Source organism: Luethyella okanaganae (assembly GCF_042660285.1).
In the GTDB taxonomy this organism is placed as follows: domain Bacteria; phylum Actinomycetota; class Actinomycetes; order Actinomycetales; family Microbacteriaceae; genus Luethyella; species Luethyella okanaganae.
Map to the genome: position 1 here is coordinate 119796 of NZ_JBHSTP010000002.1, position 20741 is coordinate 140536.

Sequence of the window (20741 nt, forward strand, 5' to 3'; positions counted from 1 at the left end):
GGGGCGATTCGAACAGTCATGCGCGATGTGACGACGGTGGCTGAGGCGATCGGCGAAGTGGCCGTCGCAGCCGCAGGCCATGCCGGCCTCGAAATCGCGTAGCCGATGCCCGAACCACGGCTGCCCTACCGGCTTCAACGCCGGGCAGCGGAGGTGACCGAGCGACACGAGACCGGTGATCGAGAGCAGCACGCCGCGAGGCGACGCCACGGGGCCGTCAGTCGAGGAGATCGTGGCGTACGACGATCGCGTCGCGGCCGGGGCCGACACCGATCGCCGAGACGCGCGAACCGCTCATCGTCTCGATCGCGAGCACGTAGTCCTGCGCATTCTTCGGCAACTCCGAGAACTCGCGCACGCCCGTGATGTCCTCCGACCAGCCGGGGAACTCCTCGTAGATCGGCTTCGCGTGGTGGAAGTCGGTCTGCGAGACGGGAACCTCCTCGACGCGGCGTCCCTCGATGTCGTAGGCCACGCAGACGGGAATCGTCGTGAGTCCCGTGAGCACGTCGAGCTTGGTCAGCACGAAGTCGGTGACGCCGTTGATGCGTGCCGTGTAGCGTGCGATGGGCGCATCGTACCAACCGGTGCGTCGCGGCCTGCCCGTCGTGGTGCCGAACTCGAACCCTTTGGCGCGCAGGAACTCGCCAGAGTCGTCGAACAGTTCGGTCGGGAACGGCCCGGCGCCGACCCGCGTCGTGTACGCCTTGACGACGGCGATGACCCGGTCGATCTTGTTCGGGGCGACTCCGGAACCGGTGACGGCGCCTCCGGAGGTGGCATTCGACGAGGTGACGAAGGGATAGGTGCCGTGGTCGACGTCGAGCATCGTCGCCTGGCCGCCCTCGAAGAGCACGGTCTTGCCGCCGACGATCGCGTCGTTGAGCAGCAGCGAGGTGTCGGCGACCATGGGCCGCAGCCGGTCGGCATAGCTCAGAAGCTCTTCCACGACCTCATCGACGGTGATGGCCCGGCGGTTGTAGACCTTGACGAGCAGATGGTTCTTCTGGTCGAGCGCGCCCTCGACCTTCTGACGCAGAATGTTCTCGTCGAAGATGTCCTGAATGCGGATGCCGACCCGGTTGATCTTGTCGGCGTAGCTCGGCCCGATCCCACGGCCGGTGGTTCCGATCTGGCGCTTGCCCAGGAAGCGCTCCGTGACCTTGTCGAGGGTGCGGTGGTAGCTCGTTATGACGTGCGCGTTGGCACTGACCCTGAGCTTGGACACGTCGACCCCGCGCGAGTTGAGCGCCTCGAGCTCGTCGAAGAGAACCTCGATGTCGACGACGACCCCGTTCGCGATGACGGGCGTGACCCCGGGGGTCAGGATGCCGGAGGGCAGCAGGTGCAGCGCGTACTTCTCGTCACCGACCACGACGGTGTGCCCGGCGTTGTTCCCGCCGTTGAACTTCACCACGTAGTCGACGCGGGAACCGAGCAGGTCGGTCGCTTTGCCTTTGCCCTCATCGCCCCATTGAGCGCCGATCAGAACGATCGCTGGCATGTCCGCTAGTCCTCTCCTCGAATGACGAAGGCTTCGGTGGGCGGCGCTACGGCCCCCGGCTTGATCACGGCGAGGAGCTGGGTCGACGTGTGCTCCGCCTCGATGCGGGCAATGGCGTCCGGATCGGCAGCCTGGAGGAAGTCGCTCAACCGGTTGCCCTCGTCGTGGGCGCCGATCGCGAACGCAGCCCGACGCAAGGCATAGGCAGCCCGATGGATGCCGCGATTGGGCTCGTGGCTCCACGGAACGGCGTCACCGTCGTTCCAGCCGACGGCGCGCAAGGCGTCGAGACCACGTTGGTGGGCGACACTCGCGTAGGCGTAGGACTCGAGCAGACGACCCTCGGAGTGGACGACGTTCGCGAGCTCCGCCCAGACGAGCGGCGATGCGGGATACCGAAGGACGAGTTCCGCGACGTCCTCGCGGCTCGTCGAAACCAGAGCGTCGCGCACGGACGCCATCTCGGGCAGCTGTGTCTCGGCGGAGCCGAGCGAATCGTCGCCAGTCACACTCCACCTTATCGCGGCACTACCGTGGGAACATGAGCGTGACACCCGGAGACCCGCGTTCTCTGCCGACGCCGAACCCTCCTCTGCCGGGCCAGCCGCCCGCCTCCCGAACCCAGCCGCTGCTGCAGCCGCAGCTGCAGAGCGACGTGCTGCAGTACGATCGATCAGCTCCCGAGCATCCCGGTTACACCGCCTACCCCGGCTCCTCACCCATTCAGAACCTCGTGCAGCCGCCGAACGCGCCTGCCGCCCCCGCGCCGCAACCGGGCCGAGGTCTCGCCATAGCAGCCCTCGTGCTCGCCGCTGGTCGCCCTACTGTGCGCGGTCGCCTCCTCCGTTCGAACCGGTCGCGACGGCGACGTCCGCAGAGCTCGGCGAGGAGGTCTTCACAGTGTCGTCGGCCGACGACTATTGGGGCACCGTCACCTCCGGCATCATCTCCTACCTCGACGACCGCGAGTACCAGACGGATGCCGCGACCAACGGCGGCTCCTCCGGTGGAGCGCTCTTCAACCTGCGAGGCAAGGTGATCGCGGTGACGAGCGGGAACTACACGGAACTCAACGACGCCTACTATGCGGTTCGGCTCGAACGGCTGTGCGACAGCATCCTGAAGAGTTGCCCGTTCGAGGCCGGGCTCGGGTAACCACGGCCTCGAACGAGACGAATCCTCTTGGGCTACGAGGGTGCTCGTGTCCCAATCAAAGCACTCGAGCGACATGATCGACAATGCCGGAACACGATTAGCGCTGCTCCCTTTTGCCCCCAAAGTGAGGGCTGCTCAAGTGCTGTCGCTACGATGGCACCATGACCGGATACTCGGGAACCCCGCTCTGGAAGAAGCTCGGGCTCACGGACGAGTCCATCGCTCAGCTCGTGCATGCGCCGTCTGGCTGGCAGGTGCCGGATGCGCCGGCGGTGCGCTGGCTGCCGACTGAAGCAGACAAGGGCGAGGCAACTCACCTGCTCGCGTTCTACCGCGAACCGGCCGACTATCTGCACGAGCTGCCGAAGCTCGCCGAACGCATCCATCCTGACGGATGCATCTGGGTGGCATGGCCACGCAAGGCGACGGGACACGTGAGCGCCATGACCGAGAACATCGTGCGCGACGGCGCACTGGAACTCGGCCTCGTCGACATCAAGGTCGCCGCGCTCGACGACGCCTGGTCGGGCCTGAAGATCGTATGGCGGAGGCACCGCTCACACCACAACCCCCTCGAGACTGCGTGAATCGTCGGATAGGGGGCTCTTTTCGACGATTCACGCAGTCTCGAGGGGTGGGGGTCCGCGACCCATGGACCCACGACTCACGACTCACGACTCACGACCGCGGCACCTCACCGCCCGAAGGCGTGCTGCAGCACCCAGGAGTGCATGGCGACGGCCGCCGCGGCACTCGCGTTGATGGAGCGGGTGCTGCCGAACTGCGAGATCTCGACGATCACGTCGGCAGCCATCATGGCCTCCTGCGAGAGCCCCGGTCCCTCCTGGCCGAAGAGCAGCACGCACCGCTCCGGCCAGTCGAAGGTCTCGATGAGCACGGAACCGGTCACGTTGTCGACGGCGACGACGGGTAGGCCATCGGAACGCGCCCAGGCGAGGAAGGCGGCGACATCCGTGTGGTGCATGACGTGCTGGTAGCGATCGGTGACCATCGCACCGCGCTTGTTCCAACGCTTGCGGCCAACGATGTGCACGGTGTCGGCTGCGAAGGCGTTGGCACTGCGCACGATCGAGCCGATGTTCATGTCGTGCTGCCAGTTCTCGATGGCGACGTGGAATGGATGCCGGTGCTCGTCGAGGTCGGCGACGATGGCGTCCATGCTCCAGTAGCGATAGCGGTCGATGACATTGCGAGTGTCGCCATGGCGTAGGAGCTCTTGGTCGTAGTGAGGATCGTCCGGCCACTCTCCCCGCCACGGCCCGACCCCGTGAGTGCTGAGCTCGTGGCTCGGGTTCCCATCCGCCGCTGCCGCATGGTCTTCCGGCCGATCCACGGCCCCAGGAACCCTCGGCTCCGCGTCGTCTGGCCGCTGTTCTTCCACCGCTCAAATGTATCCCGATGCGGCTATCCGATGCGGCCCGCTTCGACGCAGCCACCGACACGTCCGCCGACCTCGCCGTCGACGCAGCACTCCGGCCTTCGAAACCACGAGTCCGCTGGCGCGGCCGTCAGGGCCACGAGTCTCCCCGCGCGGCCGTCAGGCCACGAGTCCCTCGGCATGGTCCCCTCCGCGAGAAAAATGCGAGAGGAGCTTTTAGGCCTGCCTAAATATGACTAATATTTAGGCATGCCTAAAATATCTGAAAGCGAGATCGCCGTCGACCAGCGGATGTCGCGCAGCTCCGTCGCACCCGGACACCGTATTCTCTGGTTGCTAGGCCCTGCGCTCGTCGCCGGTGTCGCCTATCTCGACCCGGGCAACGTCGCGAGCAACATGACCGCTGGGGCCGAGTACGGCTACCTGCTCGTCTGGGTGGTCGTGGCCGGCAACACAATGGCATGGCTCATCCAGTACCTCTCCGCCAAGCTTGGAGTCGTCACGGGCAAGAGCCTGCCCGAGCTGCTCGGCGAGCGCATCGGCAATCGCTTCGCCCGTCGCGCCTACTGGCTGCAGGCGGAACTCGTGGCGATGGCCACCGACCTCGCCGAGATCATCGGCGGCGCCGTCGCCCTCAACCTGCTCTTCAATCTGCCGCTCATCTGGGGCGGAATCATCACAGGCACCGTCTCGATGGCCGTACTCGCGGTGCAGACGCGCCACGGACCGCGCACCTTCGAGCGCCTCATCATCGGCCTGCTCGCCATCATCGCGATCGGTTTCAGCGCCGGCGTCTTCATCGCGCCACCGGAACCGGGCGGAGTGCTCGGGGGGCTCGTCCCACGCTTCGACGGCGCGAACTCGGTGCTGCTCGCCGCCTCGATTCTCGGCGCGACGATTATGCCGCATGCGATCTACGCACACTCGGCCCTCGCCCGCGACCGTTGGGTCGGGCGGGACCCCTCCCTCACGACGCGCCGTCTGCTCACGGCCACTCGGTGGGACGTCTCGATCGCGATGGTCATCGCGGGCTCGGTCAATCTGTGCATCCTGCTGCTCGCGGCCGCGAGCCTGCAGGGCATGGCGGGCACCGACAGCCTCGAGGGCGCGTACGTGGCTCTCGAGCAGTCGATGGGAGCGGTCGTGGCGACCCTGTTCGCCGTCGGCCTGCTCGCCTCCGGGCTCGCGTCCACCTCGGTGGGCGCCTACGCAGGCGCCGAGATCATGCACGGCCTGCTGCATGTGCGCATCCCAATCCTGTTGCGCCGCCTGGTCACCCTCATCCCCGCGCTCGTCATCCTCGGCAGCGGCTTCGAACCCACACAGGCGCTCGTGCTCAGCCAGGTGGTACTGTCGTTCGGCATCCCGTTCGCGCTCATCCCTCTCGTGTGGGTCACAACCCAGGCCGGGGTGCTGGGCGAGTACCGCAACCGATGGCTCACCACGGTTGCCGGCCTCACGGCATCCGTGCTTCTCGTCGCCCTCAATGTGACCTTGCTCGCGCTCGTCTTCACGGGCTCCTGATGGCCTTTCTGCGCAACACCGGCACCGGCACGGCCGCGTTGGCCGTAGATTGAGGCGCGGATCACCGAGACGAGGGAGCTGGAATGACGGGCTGGCGGCTCAGGGAGTTTCATGCGGACGACCTTGACGGTATTCTCCATCTCTGGGAGGCGCTACGGGCGGCCAAGGCCGAACCGGTCTACGCGCTCTCCGAGGTGCTGGCCTCCTGTCAGAAGGACCACGCCGTCGTCGCCGTCCACGGAGACGAGGTCGTCGGCGCCGCCGTCGGTCGGGCAGCGCACGATCAGGGCTGGATCGTGTTCCTCGCGACCGCCGAGGAATGGCGCAACCGTGGAATCGGTTCTGCCATGCTCGCCGCGCTCGAGAAGAGCATGGCGCCGCACGGGCTGACCAAGCTCTCGACCCTCATCCCCGAAGGCGAGACCCGGGTCGACGCCTTCCTGCACCAGGGCTTCGAGGTCAAGAAGAATCTGCGCTACTTCGAGCGCCGGATTCCGGTGCAACGCCAGGAGCTCAGCTCGCTGAGAGAACTCGGCGGGCGGATTCTGCCGCGGGACCTCTGGGAGTCCGTCGGCGGCATGCAGCGCGAGAAGGAACTGCTGGAGCGGCGCCTCGTGATGCCGCTCGCCGAACCCGATGTCGCGGAGGAATACGGGGTCGTGCCACCACGTGCCGTCGTGCTCTTCGGCCCGCCGGGAACGGGAAAGACGACCTTCGCCAAGGCGATCGCGTCGCGCCTGGAATGGTCGTTCGTCGAGGTGTTCCCCTCGCGCCTCGCGGCTGACCCCCGCGGCCTGGCCGGAGCCCTGCGGGAGACGTTCCTCAAGATCTCCGAGCTCGAGCACGCAGTCGTGTTCATCGACGAGGTCGAAGAGATCGCGGCCCAGCGTCAGGGCGAGCCGCCGTCGGCGCTGCAGGGGGTGACGAACGAGCTGCTCAAGATCATTCCGGCCTTCCGCGAGCAACCCGGCCGCCTGCTCGTGTGCGCCACGAACTTCATCCGCGCGCTCGACACCGCGTTCCTGCGCCATGGTCGCTTCGACTACGTGATTCCGATCGGCCTGCCCGACGATGCGGCCCGACTCGCGATCTGGCAGCGTTACGTGCCATCGGCGATCGTCGACACGGTGAACCTCGACATGCTCGTCGAGAAGAGCGCCGGCTTCTCCCCTGCCGACATCGAGTACGCCGCACGCAGGGCGTCCCAGAGCGCGTTCGAGGATGCCCTCTCCGCCGTGTCGGGTGGCGTGCACGGCCCGAGCACGAACGACTACGTGGAGGCCATCCGTTCGACGAGGACGACCGTGTCTGCGGAGATCGCCGCCGAGTTCCTCGAGGACATCGAGCTTCTCGCCCGGGTGTGAGACGCCGGGTGTGAGGTTTTCGGCCTGCCGATAGTCTGGGCTGGCCATGAAGCACACCACGCCAGCCGTCGAGGACTACCTCAAGACCATCTACGCGCACACCGAGTGGCAGCCGGAGCCCGTCACGCCGTCGGTGCTCGCCGGCCGGCTCGGAGTGGCGCCATCGTCGGTCACCGAGATGGTGAAGAAGATGGCGGCGCAGGAGCTCGTGCACCATGTTCCCTACGGCGCGGTCGTACTGACGGATGTCGGAACCCGCCGGGCGCTCGACGTCGTGCGACGTCACCGGCTCATCGAGACCTGGCTCGTGCGCGAGATGGGGTACACCTGGGACGCCGTGCACGACGAGGCCGAGGTGCTCGAGCACGCGCTGAGCGACCGCCTGCTGACGGCGATCGACGCCCGTCTCGGGCATCCGAGCCGCGACCCGCACGGCGACCCGATCCCCTCGGCCGATGGGATCGTCACGCGCATCGGCACCGTGCTGCTGGCAGACGCCGCGACCGGCCACACCGGTGCGGTCGTGCGCATCAGCGACCGCGACCCCGAAGTGCTGCGCCTGCTCACCGAACACGGAATCGGCCTCGACGCCGTGCTCACACTTCTGGATGCAGGCGTCGTGCGCCTGCCATCGGGCGCCGAGGTTCCGCTCGCACCCGAGACCCACGCGTCGATCTGGGTGACGTCGTAGCCCCGTCCGCGTCCACCCCAACGGCCCCCGCTCGCATCCACCGCCACCCGCTCGCACCCGCTCGCACCCGCTCGCACCCGCTCGCACCCGCTCGCACCCGCTCGCACCCGAGCAGCATCCTCTCCGCTCGCACCACCAGCCCCCGCCTCTCCGCTCGCACCACCAGCCATTTCCCGCATTCCACGCCACTTCCGACGGCGCAGAACGCAGAAAATGGCGCACGGCACGGAGCATGTATTCCGACCATCGCGCGGAAACGCAACCGTGACACCGCGTTAACCCGTGGGCACGGCATCCGCCCTAGGGTTGAGACATCGACGAAAGGATGCAGATGGGGAGACGCGACGAGATCGAATGCTGGCTCACCGACATGGACGGTGTGCTCGTGCACGAGAACCACCCATTGCCAGGAGCTGCGGAACTCCTGGAGCAGTGGCGCCAGGAGGGCGCACCACACCTCGTGCTGACCAACAATTCGATCTTCACGCCGCGCGACCTGAGCGCCCGGCTGCGCGCCTCGGGCCTCATCGTGCCCGAGGAGGCGATCTGGACGAGCGCGCTCGCCACAGCGGCCTTCCTCACCTCACAGATCCCCGGCGGTTCGGCCTTCGTGATCGGCGAGGCTGGCATCACCACCGCGCTCCACGAGGCCGGCTTCATCATGACCGAGACGAGTCCCGACTATGTGGTCGTCGGCGAGACGCGCAACTATTCCTTCGAGGCGATCACCAAGGCGATCCGCCTCATCATCGACGGTGCGCGATTCATCGTCACGAATCCGGACGCCACGGGACCAAGCGCCGACGGCCCGCTCCCGGCGACCGGCGCCATCGCGGCCCTCATCACGAAGGCGACCGGCAAGGATCCCTACGTCGTCGGGAAGCCGAACCCGATGATGTTCCGCTCCGCCATGAACAAGATCGGCGCGCACTCCGAGAACACGGCGATGATCGGCGACCGGATGGACACCGACATCGTCGCGGGCATCGAGGCGGGCCTGCACACGATCCTCGTGCTCACGGGCATCAGCGACCAGGCTGAGATCGACCGCTATCCGTTCCGCCCCGACGAGATCCTGAGCGGAGTGCACGAGCTGGTGCATTCCGAGCCCATCGAAAGCGATCTCTGAGGCGTACCGCGACGCCGCGACTGGGTCATGCGCGCCATTTCGTGCCTTCCGCGCCAGCGGTAACGGCGCGAAAGGCGCGAAATGGCGCGGAACTCAGCCCAGGAGACGGGGATGCGAGCCGACGGCGATGAGCGCGTCGCTCACGCTCATGCCGCCGGGCCGGGACCTGCCACGCTCGCGGTTATCGGCTCACCCGACGATCGCGTGATGAAGCAGTAATAGTTGCGCTGCCCGGCCGTCCACTGCTCGGCGGTGACCGGGTAGCTGCCCTGGAGCTGCAGATCGGGGAACGGCGCCGCCGCGGTGAAGTCGATGACACCGGGGGCACTGCACAACAGATTGATCTGCGAGGCGAGCGCCTCCTCGCCGGGGAACACGGTCGCCGCGTCGCCGACGAAGGAGCCGCGATAGACGAGCTGGGAACGATGCGGTGCACCGCAGTCGACGACCGTGAAGGTCCCGTCCCACGGCGATGTGAACGGATCGATGCATTCTCCGCCGAAGAGGGTGTCCCAGTCGTGCGTTCCCGCGGCCTGCGGCCCTGTCGGCACGGGAGGCGGGGTCGGCGTCGGCGTCTCACTCGTCGTCGCCGAGGGAGGAGCCGCGACCGGTTGGCCCCCGAAGAGAGCAGGCAGCTTGGTGCCGAAGACATACAGACCGATCAGCACCACGGCGAGGAGGAGAGCGGATGCCAGCCAGATCAGCGTGCGCGTCGTGCGCTTGCTCCCCCTCGCCGGCCTGCTAGCTGCTCTGGAGCCGGAACGCGCGACAGGCCCAGAGGGTGGCTGGATCGCGGATGCGGCAGTGAAAACTTCTGGCCCAGGGGCGCCGATCGAAGCCGAAACAGTGGGAGCGGCGGCGGACGCGAATCCGACGGGAGGCAGCGCAGAGGCGGAGACCTCTGGAGTGGCCGCAGTCTTGTCGAGGTACTGCGACTGCTCGAGACGCATCGTCGGCGTATCGGCCTCCAGAGCGGCATCGCCGCCTCGGTCGACGGCGTCCGGCTCACGGGCCACGCTCGGCGCGAGCCAATAGGCGAGATCGTCGTCAGAGCCCGCTCCGGCGGCAGGCTCTGGCGGTTGGAGCGACCGTTCAGCGAGAGGTGGTTCCGGCTTCGGCTCCTCGACCGGGACAGGCGCGACCGGGACAGGCGCGGCGGTCTGCGCCGGCGTAGGCACCGCGTCTCCGGGGTTGAGACCCCAGGTGAAACCCGCTTTGCCAGGCCTTCCCGCATCCGGCTCGATGTCCGCCGAAGGGTCCGGTTCAGACGCGCGCGGCAGAGGCCCCGAATCCGTCGACAGGGTGATCGGCACCGCGGGAATCGGCGCAGTGACGGCCGGATGCTCATCCGGCGGAGCAGGGGGCTGGAACAACGGCGGTTGCGCGGCACCGCGAGTCTCGGCCGGAGCCGCCCGAGGCTGGAACAACGGTGGCTCTGCGTCCGCATCGGTCTGAGCCGGAGGCTGAAATGACGAGGCCTTGGCCCCTGGGGCGACCGGCGGTACTTCGCCGGGAAAAGCCGGGTAGCTCGCCGGGACGAAGGCCGGGGGTGCGGGCGGATAGCTCGGAACCACGGGCGAGGCGGGGCGCGAGGCGGCACCAGGGAGAGCGGCGGGTTCAGCGGTCTCGAAGAAGTCGGGCTGGGTGGTCCCGAATGGCGGAGTTGTCGCCGCGACCGGGGACTGCGGGAACGGGACGGTCGTCTCGGCGGGGAGGGCCGGCTCGATGGGCGCGGCTTCGAGCGGCGCGAACGAGACCGTCGGCGCCGGGGCGGGACCCGCTGTCGTGGGGGCGATGGGCTCGATCGGTGGCGCATCGGCCACGGGAGCTCCGGCCGAAGCCGGCTCCGTGATCGGCCGGGCACCCTGTCGGCCTCCGTCGGCGGCGTCCGCGGTGGCATCCTCGCCGGTCTCGGGTCTGCCAGCGCCCGCAGCGGAGGCCGCATTCCGTCCGCCGTTCAACTGCGAGAGCAGCCAGTCGGTTCCGCCCAGCTCGGGCTCGAGGCCCGCGTGCTCGTCGCGTTCGTCAGCCATCGGAGAGCCCCAGATCTTTCAGGCCGATCGCGGAGTAATAGCGGTATCCGGCCGCTTCGATCACCTCACGGGCCCCGGTGTCGCGATCGACGACGACGGCGACGGCCGCGATCTCGGCACCGGCCTTTTCGAGGGCCTCGATCGCTGCGAGCGGGGAACCGCCCGTCGTGGAGGTGTCCTCGAGCACGATCACGCGCTTGCCCGCGAGTTCAGGCCCCTCCACCTGCTTGCCGCGCCCGTGGTCTTTGGGCTCCTTGCGCACGACGAATGCGTCGTAGGAGGCGCCGCGGGCGACACCCTGGTGCAGAATGGCGGCGGCGACGGGGTCTGCACCCATGGTCATTCCGCCGACGGCGGCGACATCCGGAACCTCGGCGATGAGGTCGAGCATGACCTGTCCGATGAGCGGCGCAACGCGATGGTCGAGGCTCACCTTGCGCAGGTCGACGTAGTAGCTCGCCTTCTTGCCGCTCGTGAGGATGAAGTCACCGTGGAACACGGCCTCGGCCGAAATGTAGTCGATGAGCTGCTGTCGTGCATCTGTCACGCCCACAACTCTATTGCCCACACCGAAGAAGACGCTTCTAGAACGGCGGTTCGCCCGGCTGCGGCTCTCACACGACGGCAACCGCATGGGGAAGATCGCGAGCCCCTCGCGGCGAGGTTCTATCGGCCGGAGCGGATGCAGGCGGGAGAGAATGCCGTCGCAGCAGGCCAATCACCTCGGCCTCTCCCGCAGCGAGCTGGCCATCCGGACGGCACGTTGGCGCGGCATCCGCCGATGTTCAGGCGATGCCGACCACTCAGAAGATGCGAACGAACGAACGCTCGGGAACGCGACCGTAACCGTCGCGAGCGACGAGCATGAGGCCGCCGATGATCGCGGCGGCGGCGATGATGCCGAGAACGACGAGGAATGCAAACACGTCAGTGCCTTTCAAGAGTTGGATTCGTCGAGTTCTGGATGCCCCATTGCGCGTATTCGACCCCGTCCATTACACGCCGATAAACCGTGCAGCACAATCGCATAATTATGCGCTGACCATATAGTTTGACTACATGGATGTGCGCCGCCTCGATCTGCTGCGTGAGCTCGCCGAACGCGGGAGCATCACGGCGGTCTCAGTCGCGACCCACCGCACGCCGTCCGCGGTGTCGCAGCAGCTCAAGGTTCTCGAACGCGAGGCCGGCATGCCGCTCACCGAGCGCTCTGGGCGCGGCATCGTGCTGACGAGTGCGGGGCACGCTCTCGCCCGCAGCGCTGTAGACGTCTCGGTCGCTCTCGAACGGGCATCCGCCCTGTGGGACGAGTTCCGCAACCATCCGAGCGGCGAGGTGAGCCTCGTCACCTTTCCGACGGCCGGGCAGATGCTGCTGCCCGGCGCGCTGCAAGACCTCGCCACCGTTCCCGGCCTCGTCGTGCGCTGTACCGACCTCGACCCTGAGCTCGCCGACTTCCCCGCCCTCACCGCCGACTACGACATCGTGCTCGCGCACACGATGCGCGGCCAGATCGCCTGGGGCGGTCGGGGCTTGCGCGTGCTGCCGCTCATGACCGAGCCCCTCGACGTGGGCCTTCCGCTCGGCCATCGTCTCGCCGAGCGCCCTTTCCTCACACCGGACGACGTCATAGACGAGACCTGGCTGGGCGTGCCGGCTGGGTTTCCTTTCGAGCGGATCCTGCACGAGATCGAGCAGATCGTGGGGCGACGGGCGACCGTCACGCAGCGATTCTCCGACATGCACGTCGTCGAGGCTTTCATCACGGCCGGCCTGGGCATCGCCCTCGTTCCACGGTATACATCAGGCGGCAGCCAGGCCGCCCGCCTTGTGCTCAAACCCCTGCTCGGCGTCGACGCCGAGCGTCAGATCGTGGCGCTCATGCGTCCGGATATCGCCGAGCGACTCGCCGTGCGCACCGTCGCCGACGCGCTGCTCTCGCACGCCACCCGCGTGCAGGCCGCGCACGCCCCGGCCGCCCGCCCAGGATAGGGCGAAAGGCAGGTATGTCGCCAGGCATCCCCGAGAGGCCGATGCCGGCGGGCGATCTGCAGCTCTTCGACATCATGCCGGGCACGGCACGCTCAATGGCTCCTCGGGAACCCGAGGTTGATGCCACCGTGGCTCGGGTCGAGCCACCGTGAGGTCACAGCCTTCTCGCGCGTGAAGAACTGCACGCCTTGCCGACCGTACGCTTTGGCGTCGCCGAACAGTGAGGCCTTCCAGCCACCGAAGGAGTGGTAGGCGACAGGCACGGGGATCGGCACGTTGATGCCGATCATGCCGACCTGCACTTCACGCTGGAACCGCCGCGCCGCGCCGCCATCGTTCGTGAAGATGGCGGTGCCGTTGCCGTACGGACTGTCGTTGATGATGGCGAGGCCCTCGTCATAGCCCGCGACGCGCACGATCGAGAGCACCGGGCCGAAGATCTCCTCCGTGTAGACCTTCGAGTCGGTGGGAACGTTGTCGATGAGCGTCGGGCCGAGCCAGAATCCGGATGCGTCGCCGTCGACCTCTACGACCCGACCGTCCACGACGACCGTCGCACCGTCGGCTGCGGCGACGTCGATATAGGTCGCCACCTTGTCGCGATGCGCCCGCGTGATGAGCGGTCCCATGTCGCAGGACCGGCGGCCGTCGCCCGTGCGCAAGGTGGCCATGCGCTCCTTCACCTTGGCGACGAGCTCATCGGCGACCGAGTCGACGGCGAGCACGACGCTGATCGCCATGCAGCGCTCGCCGGCCGAGCCGAAGCCGGCGTTGACGGCGGCGTCGGCGGTCAGATCGAGGTCGGCATCCGGCAGCACGAGCATATGGTTCTTCGCCCCGCCGAGGGCCTGCACCCGCTTGCCGTTGGCGCTCGCCGTCTCATAGATGTAGTGCGCGATCGGGGTGGAGCCGACGAAGGAGATCGAGGCGATGTCAGGATGCACGAGCAGTGCGTCCACCGCCTCTTTGTCGCCGTGGACGACGTTGAACACGCCGTCGGGCAGCCCCGCCTCTTTCATGAGCGCCGCCATCCAATTGGCTGCTGACGGGTCTTTCTCGCTCGGCTTGAGCACGACCGTGTTTCCCGCCGCGATCGCGATCGGGAAGAACCACATCGGCACCATCGCCGGAAAGTTGAACGGACTGATGACACCAACGACCCCCAGCGGCTGACGCACGGAGTAGACGTCGACGCCGGTCGACACGTTCTCGGAGTACTCGCCCTTCAGCAATTGCGGGATGCCGGTAGCGAACTCGACCACCTCGAGCCCGCGGGCGATCTCGCCGGCCGCGTCGGAGAGCACTTTGCCGTGCTCTGCGGTGAGGATCTCCGCGAGCTCGGACTTGCGTTGGCCGAGCAGCTCTCGGAATGCGAAGATCACCTGCTGACGTTTGCCGATCGAGGTATCGCTCCATGCCGGGAACGCGGTCAGGGCGGCCGCGACGGCCGTTGCGACATCGGCGGCAGTGCCGAGTCGCACATTCTTCTGCACGACGCCCTTCGCCGGGTCGAAGACGGGGGCGGTACGGGCGGACTCGCCCGCGACGCTCGCGCCGTCGATCCAGTGGTCGAGCACGGGGATGTCGGTCATGAATGACTCCTTTTAATTGTCTATCTCCGACGAGCGAGGTCTCTGACGAGCAACGGGATGCGGCCGGGTTCCGGCATGCTCAGCCGGCTGACGGCAGATCGAGGCCGAGCACCTCGTCGTAGATCGCGAGCGCCTCAGCGACCTCGTCGTCGGTGACGACGCACGGCGGCACGACGTGGATGCGGTTGTCGGCGAGGAATGGCAGCAGTCCGCGCCGCAGAAGCTCGGCCTTCAGCCGGGCCATCACGGCCGCGCTCACCGGCTCGCGCGTCTCACGGTCGGCCACGAGCTCGAGCGCCCAGAAGACGCCCTCACCGCGCACCTCACCGACGAGCGGATGCCGCTCGGCGAGGTGAGCGAGACCGTCTGCGAGCAGTTCTCTGCCCACGCGCGCTGCGTTCTCGACGATGCCCTCCGACTCCATCGCGTCGAGTGCGCCGACGATCGATGCCATGGCGAGCGGATGCCCACTGTAGGTGAGCCCGCCGGGAAAGACGGTCTCGTCGAAGTCGCGTGCGATCGGCTCCGAGATGACCACTCCGCCCGCCGGCACGTAGCCGGAATTGACTCCTTTGGCGAAGGTGATCAGATCGGGCACGACGTCGTAGCCGTCGAAGGCGAACCAGCGCCCGGTTCGACCGAACCCCGCCATAACCTCGTCGAGGATGAGCATGATGCCATAGCGATCAGCGATCGCCCGAACCCCCACGAGGTAGCCGGGCGGCGGGATGAGCACACCGGCCGTGCCGGGAATCGTCTCGAGCAGGATGGCCGCGATCGTCGTGGCGCCCTCGCTCTGCACCACGCGCTCCACGTGACGCAGAGCACGTTCCGACTCCTGCTCCGGCGTCTCCGCCCAGAACTCGCTGCGATAGAGGTAGGGGCCGAAGAAGTGCACGTGCCCCCGCGCGAACTCGTTGGGAAAACGCCGCCAGTCACCCGTCGAGACGATGGCCGCGCCGGTATTGCCGTGGTAGGAGCGATACGTCGAGAGCACCTTGTCCCGACCCGTGTGCAGCCTAGCGAGGCGGATCGCGTTCTCGTTGGCATCCGCGCCACCGTTCGTGAAGAACACCCTCTCGAACCCCGCTGGCGCCCGGGCGGCGATGCGCTTGGCCGCCTCACCGCGAGCCAGGTTGGCGGTCGCCGGCGACACCATCGTCAGCAGCTCGGCCTGTTCCCTGATCGCGGCGACGACGGCAGGATGCTGGTGCCCGATGTTCACGTTGACCAACTGGCTCGAGAAGTCGAGGTAGCGGCGTCCGGCATGATCCCAGACGCGGGAGCCTGTGCCGCCGGCGATGACGAGAGGGTCGGGACCGGCCTGAGCCGACCAGGAGTGGAACACGTGCGCCCGGTCGAGTTCACGAGCGAGCTCGTCGAGCTCCGGCCTCGGGGTGTCTGACATGTCTGTTCCATCTTTCATTTGCGGCGCGGCGTGCGCTGATGCCGCACGCCGCGCCGGTACGGACTACTAGTTGCCACCCTCGGTGAGGGTGACCTCGATGGGCGCGAAATCCGCACCCTTCACGTCGACGCCGTCCGCCAGGAGCTCATCCAATGCCTTCTGCACGTACTCGTTGGTGTGGGCGGTCGTCGGCGGTTCTGCCGTGATGATGGTCGCGCCGGTCTCGTTCTTCGTCTTCATGGCGATGTCGACCGTCTGCTGCCACGAGGCCTTGTCGATCAGCCCGATGCCAGCGGCCGACGGCCAGATCAGCTTGTTGACCTCGTTCGTCATCCACAGTTGATGGCTCGCGCCGAGCGTCGATCCGGATGCCGTGACAATCTCCGCGGCCTTCTCGGGGTTGTCCTTCGCAAAGATCCAGCCTTTGATCGCGGCCTTGATGAACTTGACCGTCGTGTCCTGGTAGGCCGTGTCGGCGGCGAGCCGGTCCGCATCCGCCCAGATCGCGTCCTGCAGCATGGCCGTGCCGACATCGTTCCAGTTGATGACGTTGAGCTCGGACGGCTGGTAGAGCTTGCCGGTCGTCGGGTTGATCGTCTCGAGCACCTGGGCGTACTCGTTGTAGGTCATCGCCTGTGCGGCGTCGATGTCGCCCGCGAGGAATCCATTCATGTCGAAGGCCTGCTGCACGAGCGAGATGTCGCTCAACTGCACGCCGTCCTTCTGCATGCCGGCGAAGAGCTCCCACTCGTTGCCGTAACCCCAGCTGCCGACGTTCTTGCCCTTGAGGTCGGCCGGGGTGGTGATGTTCTTGTCCGTGAACGAGATCTGCGTCGTGGCGCTGCGCTCGAAGATCTGCGCGACGTCGGTGATGTTGGCTCCCTGCTCGATCGATCCGAGCACCTTGGGAACCCAGGAGATCGCGTAGTCGGCATCGCCGGCGGCGAGCACATCCTGTGGAACGATGTCCGCCCCGCCCTCGAGGATTTCGACGTCGAGGCCCTCATCCTCGAAATAGCCCTGGTCGACGGCCGCATAGTAACCGGCGAACTGCGCCTGTGCGAACCACTGGAGCTGGAGCTTCACGGGAGTGAGTCCGCCGCCACTGCCGCTGTCGGTGGCCGGCCCGCTTGCGCTGCATCCGCTCAGAATCAACGCGGATGCCGCGGCGAGCGCGCCGATCCCGGTGATGAGCTTCGTGCTGTGCTTCATCTGTTCCTCCTTCTGGTGCTGACTGGTGCTGACATGGTGTGGTGCTTCGCCGTCGTGAGTTCAGGACGGACGTCTAGGCGGCCGGACGGTGCCGGGAGGCGAGGCTTTCGAGACCGAGGGTGACGCAGTAGAACACGAGTCCGAGCACGATCGAGCCGAGCACGTAGGCCCAGGCGAGCGCGTAGTTGCTCGCGCTCGCCGCCGAGGTGATCGCCTTGCCGAGGCCGCCGACCGGGCCACCGAAATACTCGGCGACGAGGGCCGAGATGACGGCGAGCGACGAGGCGACGCGCAGCCCCGTGAAGACGAACGGCAGCGCCGTGGGCAGGGTGATGGCTCGGGTGGCCTGCCATGGACTCGCCGCGTAGACCTTCATCAGATCGCGATGCACGGCACGCACCTGGCGCAGGCCGCGCAACGAGTTCAGGTAGACGGGGATGAAGACGGCGATCCCCGCGACGATCTGCCGCGCGGTCTCTGCACCAGCCCCGAACATCGTGTAGAGCACGGGGGCGAGTGCGACGATGGGGATGACCGCGAGCGCGGCGACGACCGCGACGGACAGCTCGTCGACGACGGGCGCGACAGCCGCGACGGTCGCGAACGACACGCCGAGGATGCCGCCTATGAGGAGGCCGACGATGGCGTTCGCACCGGTCACGACCGACGTTTCCCACACCGTGGGCAGGTTGTTCGCGAACTGCGTTCCGATCGCGACAGGACTCGGCAGCACGAACGGCTTGATCTGCAGCAGAATCACAGACAGCTGCCAGATGACCACGGCGCCGAGGCCGAGCACGAGTGGGGCCGCGACCGCCCGACCCCGGGCGACGGAGCCCTTCATCGCTCGACCCCCAATGCACCCGACGTCGGCGCCCCGTGGAGCAGTTCGCGAACCGCGCCGACCGACTCGAAGAAGGCGGCGTGCTCGCGCAGCGCCTCACCTCGGGCGTCTGCGGTGCCGAGCTTGACCGGCAGCACCTCGCGGATGCGCCCGGGCCGCGGCGACATCACGACGACACGGTCGGAGAGGAACACCGCCTCGGGGATCGAGTGCGTGACGAATACCACCGCGGCGCCGGTCTCTGCGCAGATGCGCACGAGCTCGTTCTGCATGCGCTCGCGAGTCATCTCGTCGAGGGCTCCGAAGGGCTCGTCCATGAGGAGCAGCCTGGGACGCTCGGCGAGGGCACGAGCGATCGCGACGCGCTGCTGCATGCCGCCGGAGAGCTGGTCGGGGAACTTCTCGGCGAAGTCCCCCAGGCCGACGAGTTCGAGCAGTTCCGAGGCACGGGCTTTGCGCACCGCGGCGCCGACCCCGTGCAGTTCGAGCGGGAGCTCGATGTTGGCCGCGACGGAACGCCACGGCAGCAGTCCGGCCTGCTGGAACGCGATGCCGTACTCCTGGTCGATGCGCGCCTGACGCGCACTCTTGCCGAACACGGTGATGGTTCCGGCCGTGGGGGTGTCGAGATCCGCGATGAGGCGCAGAAGCGTGCTCTTGCCGCAACCCGATGGGCCGATCAGCGAGACGAACTCGCCCGGAGCGACAACGAGGTCGATCTGCTCGAGCGCGTTCACCGCTCTCTCGGCCCTCTTGCCCGCGAAGATGCGACCTACTCCCGAGACGACCACGGCGGGCGATCCGGCGTCGAGAGGATCGGTCGACGCGACGCCGGACCCGGCCGGAACGGACTCGATCATGCTGGCACCTCTCCTCGACGGTATCGGCGCAGGAAAAGCCCGAGTACTCCGACGCAGCCGGCGGCGACCAGTCCGACGAGCACAGCTCCGAAGATGGGCGCCCACGGCTTGGCCGGGTCGCCGCCGGCTGCCGCGGCGAACTCCACGATCATGCGGCCGATCCCGCCACGCAGCCCGATCGACACTTCGGCGACGATCGTGCCGATCACGGCGGATGCCGCTGCGAGACGCAATGCCGGCAGGAGGTAGGGCACGCTAGCCGGCAGCCGGAGCCGCAGGAGGGTGCGCCACCAGCCGACGGCATAGCTGTGCATGAGCTCGACGTGGTTCGTGTCGGGCGAGCCGAGCCCCCGCAGCGCGCCGATCGAGACTGGGAAGAACGCCAGATAAGAGGCGATGAGCGCGACCGACATCCAGTTCTGCCACTGGAGATCCCCGAACTCGAGCTGAGACCCCCACCGTCGCACGAGCGGCGCGAGCGCGATGAGCGGAACGGTCTGGCTGAGGATGATCCAGGGCAGCAACGCGGATTCGGCTGTGCGGAAACGCTGCATGAGCAGAGCGAGCAGCAACCCGACGGCGAGGCCGGTGAACCAGCCGACCGCGGCGATGCCGAGGCTGAAGGCCGACGCCTGCAGCACGGCGAGCCACATCGGCAGCGAACCGGCAGCCGACGAGACGGGCTCGAACAGTCGGGTGACCATGTCCAAGACGTGAGGCATCGCGAGATCCGTCGTGCGGGGAAGCACCGTGACTCTCGCGATCACGACTCCATCGGCCGGCCCGAGAAACTTGTAGAGCTCCCAGGCCCCGGCCAGCAGCAGGATGCCGGCGGCAGCCACGCCGAAGCGACTCCAGGCCCGGCCGGGAGAGCGGTCGCGGATCACGGCTTGGCTCGTCGAAGGCCCACTGCTCGGGGCCGCCAGCCCGTAGGAGCTCGTGCGCGCCACGCCGGCGGTCATGCCTTCGCCGTGATGTGCTCAGACAGGGCGGGGATGATGGTCTCCCCGTAGACCCGCAGAGTCTCCTCTTTGTTGTCGTGCTGCAGGTATCCGGCGAACTGGTCGACGCCGAGCTCCTTGAGCCGGGTGAGCTTCTCGATGTGATCATCGGCCGTGCCGAGCACGCAGAAGCGGTCGACGATCTCGTCGGGCACGAAGGCGGTGTGGGTGTTGCCCGCCCGGCCGTGCTCGTTGTAGTCGTAGTCCTCGCGCCCGCGGATGTAGTCGGTGAGCGCCTGCGGAACCACACCGCTGCCCGAGCCCACCCCACCGCCGCCCGAGCCCGTCGAAGGGTCGCCGTACTTCGCCACGATGTCGGCCACGTGGTTTCCCACCATCCCGCCGAACCAGCGGCACTGCTCGCGCATGTGCCCCCAGTCCGCCCCGATGTACATCGGGGCGGCGATGCAGAACGTGATCGACATCGGGTCGCGCCCGGCGTTGTCGGCTGCATCCCGCACGGCCGCGATCATCCAGGCCGCGATGTCAAGGTCGGCGAGTTGCAGGATGAAGCCGTCGCCGACCTCACCCGCGAGCTTGAGCGCGAGCGGGCCGTAGGCGGCTACCCATACCTCGAGCTGCGAACCGGTGCTCCACGGGAACCGCAGGGTGGCCCCGTTGTACTCGACCGGCCGCGAGTTGGCGAGCTCGCGGATGACGTGGATCGACTCGCGCAGCGTCTTGAGCGTCGTCGGCGCCCCATTGGTGACCCGCACCGCGGAGTCGCCTCGCCCGATTCCACAGATGGTACGGTTGCCGTACATCTCGTTGAGCGTCGCATAGATCGACGCCGTGACCGTCCAGTCGCGCGTCGCCGGATTCGTCACCATCGGGCCGACCATGACCTTGCGCGTCTCGGCCAGGATCCGGCTGTAGATCACATACGGCTCCTGCCACAGCAGATGCGAGTCGAAGGTCCACACGTGCGTGAAGCCGTGGTCTTCGGCGAGCTTGGCGAGCTGCACCGTCCGCGCCGACGGCGGATTGCACTGGAGTACTGCTCCGAATTCCATGTGACTCCTCAGTTCGGTTC

The 20741-nt window shown here is 67.4% G+C and carries 20 protein-coding genes; 7 read left to right on the forward strand and 13 right to left on the reverse strand.

What is annotated here, in order from left to right; genetic code table 11:
* Nucleotides 1-217: 217 nt before the first annotated feature.
* Nucleotides 218-1504, reverse strand: coding sequence for an adenylosuccinate synthase (locus tag ACFQB0_RS08230; protein WP_386730025.1), 1287 nt, complete (start codon nt 1502-1504; stop codon nt 218-220).
* 5 nt (nt 1505-1509) lie between these two features.
* Nucleotides 1510-2013 carry a DUF3151 family protein gene (locus ACFQB0_RS08235; RefSeq protein WP_386730028.1) on the reverse strand — a complete coding sequence of 168 codons (504 nt, stop codon included), beginning with the start codon at nt 2011-2013 and terminating at the stop codon, nt 1510-1512.
* A 163-nt stretch (nt 2014-2176) separates the two neighbouring features.
* On the opposite strand from ACFQB0_RS08235, the gene ACFQB0_RS08240 reads away from it, so the two are divergent.
* Both ACFQB0_RS08240 and ACFQB0_RS08245 read left to right on the forward strand, forming a co-directional pair.
* Nucleotides 2177-2659: a trypsin-like peptidase domain-containing protein gene (locus ACFQB0_RS08240; protein ID WP_386731514.1), complete on the forward strand. Its 483-nt coding sequence runs from the start codon at nt 2177-2179 to the stop codon at nt 2657-2659.
* A gap of 161 nt (nt 2660-2820) precedes the next feature.
* On the forward strand, nt 2821-3246 hold the full coding sequence (locus ACFQB0_RS08245) for a DUF3052 domain-containing protein (protein ID WP_386730031.1): 426 nt from the start codon (nt 2821-2823) through the stop codon (nt 3244-3246).
* A 107-nt stretch (nt 3247-3353) separates the two neighbouring features.
* Here ACFQB0_RS08245 and ACFQB0_RS08250 read toward each other — a convergent pair whose 3' ends face one another.
* Nucleotides 3354-4013, reverse strand: coding sequence for a TrmH family RNA methyltransferase (locus tag ACFQB0_RS08250; protein ID WP_386731517.1), 660 nt, complete (start codon nt 4011-4013; stop codon nt 3354-3356).
* A 336-nt stretch (nt 4014-4349) separates the two neighbouring features.
* Here ACFQB0_RS08250 and ACFQB0_RS08255 point away from each other — a divergent pair, with 336 nt between their 5' ends.
* The 4 genes from ACFQB0_RS08255 (at nt 4350) to ACFQB0_RS08270 (ending at nt 8766) form a co-directional block, all read left to right on the forward strand.
* Nucleotides 4350-5582 (forward strand): Nramp family divalent metal transporter, encoded by a 1233-nt coding sequence (locus ACFQB0_RS08255; RefSeq protein ID WP_386731518.1) that lies wholly within the window; start codon nt 4350-4352, stop codon nt 5580-5582.
* 83 nt (nt 5583-5665) lie between these two features.
* Entirely contained in the window at nt 5666-6946 is a 1281-nt protein-coding gene (locus ACFQB0_RS08260; protein ID WP_386730034.1) for an ATP-binding protein, read from the forward strand.
* 46 nt (nt 6947-6992) lie between these two features.
* Complete coding sequence (locus ACFQB0_RS08265; protein WP_386730036.1) at nt 6993-7637, forward strand: metal-dependent transcriptional regulator; 645 nt, start codon at nt 6993-6995, stop codon at nt 7635-7637.
* A 331-nt stretch (nt 7638-7968) separates the two neighbouring features.
* Nucleotides 7969-8766: an HAD-IIA family hydrolase gene (locus ACFQB0_RS08270; protein ID WP_386730038.1), complete on the forward strand. Its 798-nt coding sequence runs from the start codon at nt 7969-7971 to the stop codon at nt 8764-8766.
* 146 nt (nt 8767-8912) lie between these two features.
* On the opposite strand, the gene ACFQB0_RS08275 is transcribed toward ACFQB0_RS08270, so the two are convergent.
* From ACFQB0_RS08275 to ACFQB0_RS08285, 3 genes are all read right to left on the reverse strand, one after another.
* A complete protein-coding gene (locus ACFQB0_RS08275; RefSeq protein WP_386730040.1) occupies nt 8913-10799 on the reverse strand; it encodes a hypothetical protein in 1887 nt (628 codons plus the stop codon).
* Nucleotides 10792-11346, reverse strand: a complete 555-nt coding sequence (gene pyrE, locus ACFQB0_RS08280) for an orotate phosphoribosyltransferase (RefSeq protein ID WP_386730043.1) — start codon at nt 11344-11346, stop codon at nt 10792-10794. The genes ACFQB0_RS08275 and pyrE overlap by 8 nt, the downstream gene beginning before the upstream one ends.
* A 256-nt stretch (nt 11347-11602) precedes the next feature.
* Complete coding sequence (locus ACFQB0_RS08285) at nt 11603-11725, reverse strand: hypothetical protein (protein WP_386730046.1); 123 nt, start codon at nt 11723-11725, stop codon at nt 11603-11605.
* A 133-nt stretch (nt 11726-11858) separates the two neighbouring features.
* On the opposite strand from ACFQB0_RS08285, the gene ACFQB0_RS08290 reads away from it, so the two are divergent.
* The gene (locus tag ACFQB0_RS08290) at nt 11859-12791 is read left to right on the forward strand and encodes a LysR family transcriptional regulator (protein WP_386730049.1); all 933 of its coding nucleotides are present in this window, start codon (nt 11859-11861) and stop codon (nt 12789-12791) included.
* A gap of 92 nt (nt 12792-12883) precedes the next feature.
* Here the strand turns inward: ACFQB0_RS08290 and ACFQB0_RS08295 are convergent, their stop codons facing one another.
* The 7 genes from ACFQB0_RS08295 to ACFQB0_RS08325 all read right to left on the reverse strand — a co-directional run bounded on the left by ACFQB0_RS08295 (nt 12884) and on the right by ACFQB0_RS08325 (nt 20721).
* Nucleotides 12884-14383: a CoA-acylating methylmalonate-semialdehyde dehydrogenase gene (locus tag ACFQB0_RS08295; RefSeq protein ID WP_386730050.1), complete on the reverse strand. Its 1500-nt coding sequence runs from the start codon at nt 14381-14383 to the stop codon at nt 12884-12886.
* A 79-nt stretch (nt 14384-14462) separates the two neighbouring features.
* Nucleotides 14463-15791 (reverse strand): aspartate aminotransferase family protein, encoded by a 1329-nt coding sequence (locus ACFQB0_RS08300; protein ID WP_386730052.1) that lies wholly within the window; start codon nt 15789-15791, stop codon nt 14463-14465.
* A 66-nt stretch (nt 15792-15857) separates the two neighbouring features.
* Nucleotides 15858-17003, reverse strand: a complete 1146-nt coding sequence (locus tag ACFQB0_RS08305) for an ABC transporter substrate-binding protein (RefSeq protein ID WP_386730054.1) — start codon at nt 17001-17003, stop codon at nt 15858-15860.
* 73 nt (nt 17004-17076) lie between these two features.
* Nucleotides 17077-17847: an ABC transporter permease gene (locus ACFQB0_RS08310; RefSeq protein ID WP_386730057.1), complete on the reverse strand. Its 771-nt coding sequence runs from the start codon at nt 17845-17847 to the stop codon at nt 17077-17079.
* A complete protein-coding gene (locus ACFQB0_RS08315; protein ID WP_386730060.1) occupies nt 17844-18707 on the reverse strand; it encodes an ABC transporter ATP-binding protein in 864 nt (287 codons plus the stop codon). Before ACFQB0_RS08315 ends, ACFQB0_RS08310 begins: the two co-directional genes overlap by 4 nt.
* The gene (locus ACFQB0_RS08320; protein ID WP_386730063.1) at nt 18704-19669 is read right to left on the reverse strand and encodes an ABC transporter permease; all 966 of its coding nucleotides are present in this window, start codon (nt 19667-19669) and stop codon (nt 18704-18706) included. The genes ACFQB0_RS08315 and ACFQB0_RS08320 overlap by 4 nt, the downstream gene beginning before the upstream one ends.
* Nucleotides 19666-20721 (reverse strand): TIGR03842 family LLM class F420-dependent oxidoreductase, encoded by a 1056-nt coding sequence (locus ACFQB0_RS08325; RefSeq protein WP_386730065.1) that lies wholly within the window; start codon nt 20719-20721, stop codon nt 19666-19668. Before ACFQB0_RS08325 ends, ACFQB0_RS08320 begins: the two co-directional genes overlap by 4 nt.
* Nucleotides 20722-20741 lie beyond the last annotated feature (20 nt).